Below are 10901 nucleotides of genomic sequence, written 5' to 3' on the forward strand. Positions count from 1 at the left end.
CTGGGGTCTGGCGAGACTGCTCTACGAGCTCGAGCGCTACAACGGCTTGGGCTACCGGCTTCACCACCCCGAAGTGCGTTCGCCCTAGCTGTGGGGCTTTTCGACGCATTACAGCTCGGGCAAGTATGTCGCGGATGGCCGCTGGTCGCACAGTGCCCGCTCGGCGCAGTGCGGAGCCGCCACGCTGCTTCGCCGGCTGGTCGAACTCGGCCACGCGGTCATCGCCGACCAGCCGCCGCCCGCGCCGAACGATGCGCCGAGGGTGGTGCGCTATGCGAAGCAGAAGCCGACCTCGGCCGCGACGCTGGCGCAGGCGCGCGCCCGCAGCGATGGCTCAACGGCTTTTCGGGCATCTTCCTGAAGACCGACGGGTGGCCGGGGCAGCGCACTTCGTCGGCTTGGCAGCAGGTCACGGGCCACTACCTGCCGGGCGATCCGCGTGCGACGGCAACGTCGCGGTAAAGACCGCCGAGCGCCGCAATGCAACTACGGCACTATGGCACTACGGCACAGCGGCACGACGGCATGACGGCGTGGGCCATCGGCGCTCGGGCCGCTGCCTAGAATCGGCACAGTGCACACCGCCTCCTCGCGCCGCCTTCCACCGCCCACCCCGGACCGCCTGCCCGCTTCGGCCCCCGGCGAGGTGCGCCTGATCGGCGGCCGGTGGAAGCGCAGCAAGCTGCCGGTGCTTCGTCATGCCGGCCTGCGGCCCACGCCAGACCGCGTGCGCGAGACGCTGTTCAACTGGCTCGGCCACGATCTCGGCGGCTGGCACTGTCTGGACGCCTTTGCCGGCAGCGGCGCCCTCGGCTTCGAGGCGGCCTCGCGAGGCGCGGCGCAAGTGCTGCTGCTCGAGCGCGATGCGAAACTTGCGGCGAGCCTGCGCGCGGTGCAGCAGCGGCTCGGTGCCGCGCAAGTGCGTATCGAGGCGGTTGACGCCATCGCCTGGATGGCGCGGCACAGCGGCGCACTCTTCGATCTGGTGCTGATCGATCCGCCTTTCGAGTCCGCCCTGTGGGAAACCGCCCTGACCGCCGGCCGGCGCGTGCTGGCGGCCGAAGGCTGGCTCTATCTGGAGGCCGACCAAGCCTTCGACGCGGCCGCTCTGGCACCGCATGGCCTCGCCCTGCACCGACACACCCGTGCGGGCCGGGTGCATGCGCATCTGCTGCGGCCCACCAGCTGCGCAGACGGCGGCGCATAAACTGCCCTCTCCGCATTGCCGCAGGAACCGCGCCGTGACTTCCAGCACCGCCATCACCGCCGTCTATCCCGGCACCTTCGATCCCTTCACGCTGGGCCACGAAGACCTGATGCGCCGCGCCAGCCGCCTGTTCGAACGCCTGATCGTGGCGGTGGCGGCCGGCCATCACAAACGCACCATGTTCACCATCGCCGAACGGCTGGAGATGGCGCAGGAGCTCGCAGCCGATTGCCCGACCGTGGAGGTGATCGCGTTTCGTGGGCTGCTGCGCGACTTTGTCGTCGAGCATGGCGGCAAGGTGGTGGTGCGCGGCTTGCGGGCGGTCAGCGACTTCGAATACGAGTTCCAGATGGCCGGCATGAACCGCCAGCTGATGCCCGATGTGGAAACCGTGTTCCTCACCCCCAGCGACCAGCACCAGTTCATCAGCGGCACCTTCGTGCGCGAGATTGCCACCCTTGGCGGCGATGTCTCCAAGTTCGTGGCACCCTCGGTACTTGCTCGCCTGCGGGAGCGGGTCAGTCAATCGGGGCGCTTGAATCCGGCATGAGTTCGGCCATCGAAACAACACGCACAACCGCGCAGCACAGCGCAGGGTGCTGGCCTGCGTCCGGGCGTGTTCGGCACTGAGCAGGAGGGCCCATGGCACTCATGATCACGGACGAATGCATCAACTGCGATGTGTGCGAACCGGAGTGCCCCAACCAGGCGATTTCGCTCGGGCCCGAGATCTACGTGATCGATCCCGGCAAGTGCACCGAATGCGTCGGCCACTTCGACGAGCCGCAGTGCGTGCAGGTCTGCCCCGTGGCGTGCATTCCGGTGAATCCGGCCCACGTCGAGAGCAAGCCGCAGCTGTGGGCCAAGTTCCGCTTTCTTGTCGGGCAGCCGGAAGAAACCGCCGGGGCCGCAGCGCCTGCACCACGTTCGCCCTGAGTCGCAGCGCTTCGGCGGCGCCGAAAAATCACATCGCGTCTTTCGCAGCCGGCCCGGTGAGCGGGAGATCGGTATCGCGGCTCGCCGCCGGGCTTTGCGGCGTTGCCGCAGCAAGGCGCGGGGGCTTGGGACGCGGCGGTTTCGTGGTGTGCAGCTGCATCGTGGCTCGCGCCGTGTCGCCGGTGACCAGCGCGTCGAGCGCACCCAGTGACCGGTCAATGGCAGCGGCAATCGCTTCGCGGTGTTCGGCGGCGGGTTTGCCGAGCACGTAGTTCACGACCTCGGCCTTCACGCCGGGATGGCCGATGCCCAGGCGCAGCCGCCAGTAGTCGGTGGCGCCGAGTTGCGCATGGATATCGCGCAGGCCGTTGTGGCCGGCGTGGCCGCCACCCTGCTTGAGTTTCATCTCGCCGGGCGGCAGATCCAGCTCGTCGTGCGCGACCAGGATCTCGTCGGGTGCGATCTTGTAGAAACGCGCCAGCGCCGCCACCGATTTGCCCGACAGGTTCATGAAGGTCTGCGGCTCCAGCAGCCACAGAGCGCCGCTCGGCGTGTTTACCCGCGCCAGCTTGCCGTGGTAGCCGCGTTCGGCATGCAGCGTGGCCTTGAGCGCACGCGCCACCGCCTCCAGCCACCAGAAACCGGCGTTGTGGCGCGTCGCTTCGTACTCGGGTCCGGGGTTGCCCAATCCCACCATCAATCGAATCATGGGCGCGATTATCGCGAGCACCGTCGATGTCGCCACACGCAACGCATGGCCGAGCGGACGAAAAAAAGCCCCGCCGAAGCGGGGCCGCAGGGGCACCGGCAAAGCCGGGCGCTTACTTCTTGTTCTGCTTTTCTTCCTTCTTGGCCTTGGTCGCAGGCGCCTTGACCACCGGCGCGGCAACGACTTCCGGCTCCGCTTCCTCGGCCTGCTGGATCACGCTGACGACAGCTGGGTTCTTCTTGCCGCGCAGCACGACCTTGATGCCCTTGGGCAGCTTGAGGTCGTCCACGTGCAGCGACTGGCCCTTGGTCATCTCGCCCACGTCGATGGTGATGAACTCGGGCAGCTGCGAAGCCAGGCACTCGACCTCGAGTTCGTTGACCACGTGCGAGATCAGGCAACCATCGAGCTTGACGGCCGGCGCGGTGTCCTCGTTGATGAAGTGCAAGGGCACCTTCTTGCTGACACGCGTGGTGGCATCGACGCGCTGGAAGTCGACGTGCAGCACGATCTGCTTGAAGGGATGCATCTGCACGTCGCGCAGCAGCACCTGCTGGCTGGCGCCGGACAGATCCATGTCGAGGATCGACGAGTGGAAGGCCTCTTTCTTGAGCGCGTGAAAGAGCGCGTTGTGGTCGAGCTCGACCATGGCCGGCGCGCCCGCACCGTAAACGATGCCCGGCACCTTGCCGGTGTTGCGCAGGCGGCGGCTCGCTCCGGTCCCCTGCAGTTCGCGCGGATAAGCGACGAATTTCATTGCGTTTCTCCCGAAAGGAAGGCACCCGCGACCAGGTGCCTCGTGTGAACCCGCAGGCCGAAGGCCTGCAGGCATGAACCGGCTCAGAAGTTGTTGTTCTGCTCCGAAAAAAGCGAGGTGACCGATTCGCCGTCCGAGATGCGGCGAATGGTCTCGGCGAACAGGAACGCCACGGAAAGCTGGCGGATCTTGGGGGTCGCCTTGCCCGCGGCATTGAGCGGGATGGTGTTGGTGACCACCACCTCGTCGAGCTGCGAATTCTTGAGGCGCTCGATCGCCGGACCGGAAAAAACGGGATGGGTGCAGTAGGCGAACACGCTCTTCGCGCCGCGCTGCTTGAGCTCTTCCGCCGCCTTCACCAGCGTGCTGGCGGTGTCGATCATGTCGTCCATGATCACGCAGTTGCGGTTCTCGATGTCGCCGATGACGTGCATGACCTCGGACACATTGGCAGTGGGGCGGCGCTTGTCGATGATGGCCAGGTCGCAATCGAGTTGCTTGGCCAGCGCCCGGGCGCGCACCACGCCGCCGACGTCGGGCGAGACCACGATCAGGTCGTGATAGCGCTTGGTCTTCAGATCGGCCAGCAGCACCGGCGAGGCATAGATGTTGTCGACCGGGATGTCGAAGAAGCCCTGGATCTGGTCGGCATGCAGGTCCATGGTGAGCACGCGGTTCACGCCCACCGCCTCGAGCATGTTGGCCACCACCTTGGCCGAGATGGGCACGCGCGTAGAACGCGGGCGGCGATCCTGGCGCGCATAGCCGAAATAGGGAATGACCGCCGTGATGCGCCCGGCCGAAGCACGCTTGAGCGCATCGACCATGATGAACAGCTCCATCAGGTGCTCGTTGGTCTGCGGCGCGCAGGTCGGCTGCACGACGAAGATGTCGCGCGCCCGAACGTTCTGCTCGATCTCGACCTTGACCTCGCCGTCGGAGAAACGGCCGACCGCGGCGCGCCCGAGCTCGATGCCCAGGGCACTGGCGATCTCCTCGGCGAGCGCCGGGTTGGCGTTGCCGGTGAACAGAACGGTGTTGTTGGTAAGCATCGTGGCTGCACCGCGCTCGATCGGTCTAAACGACGCGGCGCCCGCATCGGGCGCCGCGCTTCGCTTCGGTTTGGCAGGGGAGGAAGGACTCGAACCCTCGCATGTCGGAATCAAAATCCGATGCCTTGACCAACTTGGCGACTCCCCTACACAGGACGCGGCCGGCTTGCACCGAGGCCACCCCCGAAAACACTTTCATTTCAGTCGGACCAATCCACCAGCGGATGGCGGGCCAGACCGCGACAAAGGCGCCCCACCCACGATGGAGGAAGCGTTAACGCTTTCAATCCCACCGGCGCAGTCGCCTTTGCTTCTATCGTTTCCACGCTCGGCGCGTCGCCGCTGCCGGCATCTGCAAACACCGCGCTGCCCGAGCCCGACATTCGGCTTGCACCGAAGAGGCCCCGCAGCAGCGCCAGGGCCTCGCCGACCTCGCTGCAATGAGCTTTTGCGCTCTCCTGCAGGTCGTTGCGGCCAAACCCGAGTGGGTCTGCAGCGAAGTCCGAGAGTGTAGCAGCGGCGGTGTTGCGGGCCAACTGGGGGCTGGCGAAGATCGCGGCAGTGCTCACGGTCGCCTCCGGCTTGACCACCGCCCAAGAGCGCGGCGCCAGTTCGATGGGTGTGAGCTTCTCGCCCACGCCTTCGACCCACGCGTTGTTACCACCGATGAAGAAGGGCACGTCAGCGCCGAGGCTCAAGCCCAGGGACAACAGCCGCTCGCGAGGCCAGTTCAGGTTCCACAGGCGATTGAGCGCGATGAGCGTCGTGGCGGCGTCGGAACTGCCGCCGCCCAGGCCTGCACCCCACGGCACCTGCTTTTCGATGGAGATGTCGACGCCGGCCGCCGTGCCGCTCTCGCTTTTCAGCAGCCGCGCCGCGCGCAGGCACAGGTCGTCTTGCGGCAGCGCCGCGCCCAGGTCGTGGCGGCTCAGCCGGTCATCGTCGCGGCGTTCGAAGTGCAGCGTGTCGCACCAATCGATCAGCGCGAACACCGATTGCAGCAGGTGGTAGCCGTCGTTGCGCCGGCCGACCACGTGCAGGAACAGGTTCAGCTTGGCAGGCGCCGGAACGTCATAGATCGCTTTCAGGCCCATGCCGCCCCGCCCGGCGCCGCAGGGCGGCATGCCGACGATCCGAAGACCGCGTCGAGGCAAGTCGACGAGCAATTCATGGCGCCATCGAGCGGGGCATGTCGAGCCGCGCGCGCACCTCGACGACCGGCGGCGTGCTGCGCTCGGCGAGCACCCAGCCTTCCTCGTACCGCGACAGATCGACCTCCCAGCCGAGCTGGGCAAAGCCGCGGTCGCTTGCGACGTTGGCCGCGCCCGGCCAGGGACGCCCGCGCAGCCAGTCGAACAGGGCGGCGAGCGGCACGCGTTCGCCGAGCGCCTCTTCGGAAAGGCTGTCGAGATCCGGATAAACACGCTCGCCCTCCCGGGAACGAAGCCGGACCTGCCCTGCCGACCAGTCCGCCCGCGCAACCTGGGTACCGAGCGGCGTGATCAATGCAAGGCTGCCCCGCTCCGGCGAGCCGGCCAACTCGAACGCCGCATTGAACGACCGCTGCGCATCCCCCTCGACCCTGACCGACAAGCGCCCGGACAGCGCCTCGCCCTCGCCAGCCAGTGGCGCAAGGCTCGCGCAGCCTGCCAGCAACGCGGCAACAACGGCGCCCGCCGCCAGCCGGCCCGATAGGGTCACAGGTCGACCTTCAGCCGCGCCAGCGTTTCCTTCAGCACATCGTTGGCAGCGTCGCGTGAATGCGCCGCGCCCCACACGCTGCGCGCCTCGTCTCGGCGGCCGCTCATCCACAGCACTTCGCCGAGGTGCGCCGCGATCTCGGTGTCGGGCCGAGCCCGATAAGCCTGACGCAGCCACTCCAGCGACTCCTCCAGGTTGCCCATGCGGTACTCGACCCAGCCCATGCTGTCGATCAGAAAAGGATCGTTCGGCGTCAGCTCCATGGCCTTGACGATCAGCTCCCGCGCCTCCGGCAGCCGCATGCGGCGATCGGCCAGCGAATAGCCGAGTGCGTTGTAGGCCGCGGACTGCTCGGGCTTGAGCGCCATCACGCGGCGCAGCAACTGCTCCATCTCGTCCATGCGGTCGAGCTTCTCGGCCATCATGGCCTGCTCGTAGAGCAGATCGGTGTCGTCGCGGTAGAGGTCGTTGGCATTGGCGAGCACGCGGTTGGCCTCGGACCACTGCTTCTGGTCGCGCAGCAGGTGCGCCTCGGCAAGCAGCTTGGAACGGGCCTCCTCCGGCGTGCGCTCGGGCAGATCGCGGATCAGCGCGCGCCCTTCCTCGAGCCGGCCCTGCTGCGCGAGCAACGAGGCGCGCCGCACCTGCACCGGCAAGGCTTGAGAGCTGTCGACCTTGGCGAGCCAGCCCTCGGCTGCCTGGAAATCGCGGCGCTGCTCGGCCGCCTGGGCCAGCAGCAAATAGGCCTGCATGCGTCGCTGCGCCGGGGTCGCTGCATCCTCGTCGATCGCCTGCGGGACCGCCGGCCCCGCGGCGGCTTCAGCCGCTTCGGCCCTCGCAAGGTATTCGGTCAAGGCGCTTTCCGCCCGCGCGGGTTGCTTGAGTTCGAGCTGCAAGGCGCCGAGCGTCAACCAGGCATCGACGAATTGCGGCGCGTCGCGCGTCACCGCCTCGAGTTGAGGAACCGCCTCGGCGTAACGGTGCCCGATGGCGAGCGCACGCGCATAGACAAGCCGCACTGCACTGCGCGGCACGTCCGCTGCCGGCGGGTCGGCGGCCAGAAAGTTCTTGACCAGTTCCTCGCCGGCCGGCTCGCTGCGCATCAACTCGATGCCAAGCAGCGCGACGCTCTCCGCGTTGGGCGCAATCGCTTGCGCGCGGCGCCCGGCATCGAGCGCGAGCGCGGGCTCGCCGGCTGCGAGCCGGCTGCGGCCGAGCGCAGCCCAGGCGACGCCGGCCGTCTCGGGCGCCTCGCCGGCCAGGCGGCCTTCGGCATAGGGCAGCAACACCTGTTCGAGCGCCGCGCTTGCCGCCTTCCGATCGGTGGCACGCGCGAAATAGGCCGGCAGAGAGGCGATCGCACCGGCACGCTCGGTGACGGGCACCAGCGCCAAAGTGGAACGCAGCGGCTCCACCGCCTCGGCGCTGCGATTGAGTGCGATCAGAAGCTGCACTTCGTAGCGGTGTGCCTCGAGCGAAGCGGGCGCAGCCTGCCGCCACGCGCGCGCCGCCACCAAAGCCTGCTCGCCGGCCTTGGCCTGCAGTGCGATGTCGGTGGCGCGCTGGAACAGTCGCTCGTCGCGGGTCTTGCGAGCGGCATCGAGCAGCACCTGATAGCCGGTGCCGGCATCGCCTTCGCGCAACTCGATCTCGCCGATCAGCAACTGATAAAAGAGCGGCGCATCGAGGTTCGAGTTGCGCACTGGGGCAGAGGCGGGTGCCGAGGCCGGCGCGGGCGGAGTCTGGGCCTGAGCGGGGACAGCTACGGCCAGGGTGCTGCAGGCCGCGAGGGCCGACACAGCGTGACGGAAACAAAACATCGGCGACTCCGGAAGCAAAACCATTCTAGGCACGCCCCGATAATCCTTGAATGCCCGAGTTGCCCGAGGTGGAAGTCACCCGCCTGAGCCTGGTCGAACGGCTTCGCGGGGCGCAGATCGCGGCGGTGCGCATCGGCAAACCGCTGCGCTGGCCTCTGGGCTGCGCACCGGAATCGCTGGTGGGGCACCGGGTGCACGAACTCACGCGGCGCGGCAAGTACCTTTGGTTCGCCCTCGACGCGCCGGGCGCCCTGAACTCGGGCGCCGGCGGCTTGCTGATGCACCTGGGCATGTCGGGTTCGCTTAACTTCTCGGCACAGCATGCGCCGCCCGGCCCCTGGGACCACTTCGATCTCGCCACCGACCGTGGCCTCCTGCGCCTGACCGATCCCCGCCGTTTCGGTGCGGTGGTGTGGTCATCCGCCGTCGACGAAGGGGCCGCCGGGAAGCTGCTGGCCCGCCTGGGCGTCGAGCCGTTCGAGACCGGCTTCACCGGGGCGCTGTTGCACGAGCGGCTGCGCGGGCGCAAGGTCGCGATCAAGACCGCGCTGCTGGCCGGCGACATCGTCGTCGGCGTCGGCAACATCTATGCGTCCGAGGCGCTGTTCCTGGCGGGGATCGACCCCCGCACGCGCAGCTCGCGGCTCGGCGCGGCGCGCTGCGAGCGGCTGGCCACGGCAATCACCGGCGCGCTGGCCCGCGCGGTGCAGGCCGGCGGCTCGACCCTGCGCGATTTTCGGGATACGCACGGCGCGAGCGGCGCTTTTCAGCTCGAAGCCGGCGTCTACGGACGAGAAGGCCTGCCATGCAAGCACTGCGGCACGCTGGTGCGCCGCATCGTGCAGGCACAACGCTCGACTTACTTCTGCCCGCAATGCCAGCGCCGGTAGGCGACAGATCGCGCACCGGCTGCATGCGCGCGTCTCCACCGTCGCGCACCGGCCGCACCCGCGCCCGTGCACCGGCGCGCGCCAGCACCGCCTCACGGTGCAAGATTACGCGGCGTTGATCACGACTGCACCCGGCTTCATCGCGCCGCAGGCCTTGCGGGCTGCTGAGCGGGCCTGTGCGCCGTGACCCTTGCGCTACCATGATTCTTCCCCTTTCGCGCGGCTCCGTCGCAACACCGCATGTCCGTTTCGTTTGCCCATAGCGTCGATGCCCATGGCGACTGGCGCAGTGCCCTCGAATCGCGTGTGCGCGGGCTCGCGCGCTTCTTGCGCGAACACGAGTTGCTCGATGAGCCGGCCGCCGACCTGCTCGAATCGCTGCGCCAGCGCCTGTCCGGCGAGAAGCTGGTGGTGGCCTTCGTGGCCGAGTTCTCGCGCGGCAAATCGGAGCTGATCAACGCCATCTTCTTCGCCGATACCGGCCGGCGCATCATGCCGGCCACGCCGGGGCGCACGACGATGTGCCCGGTCGAGCTCGGGTACGAAGCCGGCGAGCCGGCCGCGCTGGCGCTGCTGCCCATCGAGAGCCGGCTGCAAAGCACCTCGCTCGCCGAACTGCGCCGCCAGCCGCGCGCCTGGCAGCTCACGCCGCTCGACATCGACGACACCGAAGGTCTGGCTCAGGCGCTGACGCAGGTGATGCAGACCCGCCGGGTCAGCGTCGAGACCGCCCGCGATCTCGGCTTCTGGGACGACGCCCAGCCGGGTGACAACCCGCCGCTCGATGCCCAGGGCGAGGTCGAGGTGCCGGCATGGCGACATGCGCTGATCAACCTGCCGCATCCGCTGCTCAAGCGCGGCTTGGTCGTGCTCGACACGCCGGGCCTCAATGCCATCGGCGCCGAGCCCGAGCTCACCGTCGGCCTGCTGCCGACCGCCCACGCGACCGTGTTCGTCCTGGGCGCCGACACCGGCGTGACGAAGTCCGACCTGGCGATCTGGCGCGACCACCTCAGCGCCGAGGGCGTGAGCCGCTACGTCGTGCTCAACAAGATCGACACGCTCGCCGATACCCTGCATTCGCAGGCGCACACCGACGAACAGATCCAGCGCCAGTGCGACGACGCGGCGCACACCCTGAAGCTGCCGCGCGAACGCGTCTTCCCGCTTTCGGCCAAGCAGGCGCTGACCGCACGCGTGGCCGGCGACGAGGCGGCCCTGATCGCCAGTCGCCTGCCGGCGCTCGAAGACGCGCTGAGCCGGCGCCTGCTGCCGCAGCGCCGCGAGCTGCTGGCGCAAACCGGCGTGAACACGATCGCCCAGGTGGAAGTGCAGGTGCAGCGCCGCCTCACGGACCGGCGCCGTCAGCTCGCCGAGCAGTTGCTCGAACTGCGGGGTCTGCGCGGCAAGAGCGCCTCCAAAGTCAAGCTGATGCTCAAGCGGGTGGACGGCGAGGTGGCCGAGTTCGACCAGTGCACCGCCCGGCTGCAGGCAATGCGCGCGGTGCACGGCCGCATGCTCAAGGACGCCCTGCTCGACCTCGCCAGCGACCGCCTGCGCGAGCACATCGACGAGATGCAGCAGGCGATCCGCAGTTCGCTCCTGCAGCTCGGCGCCCGAAAGGCCTTCCTGCTGCTGTGCAGCCGGCTGCGCGAGCGCCTGGCCCGCGCGCAGGATCGCGGTACCGAAATCCACGCCATGCTGGAAGCCTCGTTCGGGCAGCTCAACACCGAATTCGGCTTCAGCCTGATGAGCGCACCGGCGGTCGATCTGTCTCGCTTCGGGCACGACCTCGAACTGATCGAGCGCAATTACGTGCAGTACCTCGG

Annotated in this window: 11 protein-coding genes and 1 tRNA gene; 5 read left to right on the plus strand and 7 right to left on the minus strand. The window is 68.3% G+C overall.

The genetic code is table 11. The features are described 5' to 3' along the window. The first annotated feature begins 622 nt into the window (after nt 1-622). From rsmD to H0W38_RS07815, 3 genes are all read left to right on the plus strand, one after another. Complete coding sequence (gene rsmD / locus H0W38_RS07805; RefSeq protein ID WP_292452677.1) at nt 623-1207, plus strand: 16S rRNA (guanine(966)-N(2))-methyltransferase RsmD; 585 nt, start codon at nt 623-625, stop codon at nt 1205-1207. Nucleotides 1208-1241: 34 nt separating this feature from the next. Then, on the plus strand, nt 1242-1757 hold the full coding sequence (gene coaD, locus H0W38_RS07810) for a pantetheine-phosphate adenylyltransferase (RefSeq protein WP_292452667.1): 516 nt from the start codon (nt 1242-1244) through the stop codon (nt 1755-1757). Nucleotides 1758-1849: 92 nt separating this feature from the next. Further along, entirely contained in the window at nt 1850-2143 is a 294-nt protein-coding gene (locus H0W38_RS07815) for a YfhL family 4Fe-4S dicluster ferredoxin (protein ID WP_292452669.1), read from the plus strand. A gap of 28 nt (nt 2144-2171) precedes the next feature. Here H0W38_RS07815 and pth read toward each other — a convergent pair whose 3' ends face one another. The 7 genes from pth to H0W38_RS07850 all read right to left on the minus strand — a co-directional run bounded on the left by pth (nt 2172) and on the right by H0W38_RS07850 (nt 8065). After that, a complete protein-coding gene (gene pth / locus H0W38_RS07820; RefSeq protein WP_292452670.1) occupies nt 2172-2852 on the minus strand; it encodes an aminoacyl-tRNA hydrolase in 681 nt (226 codons plus the stop codon). Between the two features lie 112 nt (nt 2853-2964). Beyond that, nucleotides 2965-3609 (minus strand): 50S ribosomal protein L25/general stress protein Ctc, encoded by a 645-nt coding sequence (locus H0W38_RS07825; protein ID WP_292452671.1) that lies wholly within the window; start codon nt 3607-3609, stop codon nt 2965-2967. Nucleotides 3610-3692: 83 nt separating this feature from the next. Further along, entirely contained in the window at nt 3693-4661 is a 969-nt protein-coding gene (locus H0W38_RS07830) for a ribose-phosphate pyrophosphokinase (RefSeq protein ID WP_292449283.1), read from the minus strand. A 71-nt stretch (nt 4662-4732) separates the two neighbouring features. Beyond that, nucleotides 4733-4809: transfer RNA gene (locus H0W38_RS07835), tRNA-Gln, on the minus strand. A 52-nt stretch (nt 4810-4861) separates the two neighbouring features. After that, complete coding sequence (gene ispE / locus H0W38_RS07840; protein WP_292452679.1) at nt 4862-5749, minus strand: 4-(cytidine 5'-diphospho)-2-C-methyl-D-erythritol kinase; 888 nt, start codon at nt 5747-5749, stop codon at nt 4862-4864. Between the two features lie 79 nt (nt 5750-5828). After that, a complete protein-coding gene (locus tag H0W38_RS07845) occupies nt 5829-6317 on the minus strand; it encodes an outer membrane lipoprotein LolB (RefSeq protein WP_292452672.1) in 489 nt (162 codons plus the stop codon). A 41-nt stretch (nt 6318-6358) separates the two neighbouring features. Next, on the minus strand, nt 6359-8065 hold the full coding sequence (locus H0W38_RS07850) for a tetratricopeptide repeat protein (protein WP_292452674.1): 1707 nt from the start codon (nt 8063-8065) through the stop codon (nt 6359-6361). A 167-nt stretch (nt 8066-8232) separates the two neighbouring features. Here H0W38_RS07850 and mutM point away from each other — a divergent pair, with 167 nt between their 5' ends. Beyond that, a complete protein-coding gene (mutM, locus tag H0W38_RS07855) occupies nt 8233-9072 on the plus strand; it encodes a bifunctional DNA-formamidopyrimidine glycosylase/DNA-(apurinic or apyrimidinic site) lyase (RefSeq protein ID WP_292452675.1) in 840 nt (279 codons plus the stop codon). Nucleotides 9073-9312: 240 nt separating this feature from the next. Continuing rightward, a partial coding sequence (locus tag H0W38_RS07860; RefSeq protein ID WP_292452676.1) for a dynamin family protein occupies nt 9313-10901 on the plus strand: 1589 nt, incomplete at its 3' end.

It is taken from the genome of Methylibium sp., assembly GCF_013817365.1.
In the GTDB taxonomy this organism is placed as follows: domain Bacteria; phylum Pseudomonadota; class Gammaproteobacteria; order Burkholderiales; family Burkholderiaceae_C; genus Methylibium.

Bases quoted from the DNA above. Each gene is read 5' to 3' on its own strand.
- H0W38_RS07815 (WP_292452669.1), top strand. From the start codon at position 1,850: ATGGCACTCATGATCACGGACGAATGCATCAACTGCGATGTGTGCGAA.
- pth (WP_292452670.1), bottom strand. From the start codon at position 2,852: ATGATTCGATTGATGGTGGGATTGGGCAACCCCGGACCCGAGTACGAA.
- H0W38_RS07825 (WP_292452671.1), bottom strand. From the start codon at position 3,609: ATGAAATTCGTCGCTTATCCGCGCGAACTGCAGGGGACCGGAGCGAGC.
- H0W38_RS07830 (WP_292449283.1), bottom strand. From the start codon at position 4,661: ATGCTTACCAACAACACCGTTCTGTTCACCGGCAACGCCAACCCGGCG.
- mutM (WP_292452675.1), top strand. From the start codon at position 8,233: ATGCCCGAGTTGCCCGAGGTGGAAGTCACCCGCCTGAGCCTGGTCGAA.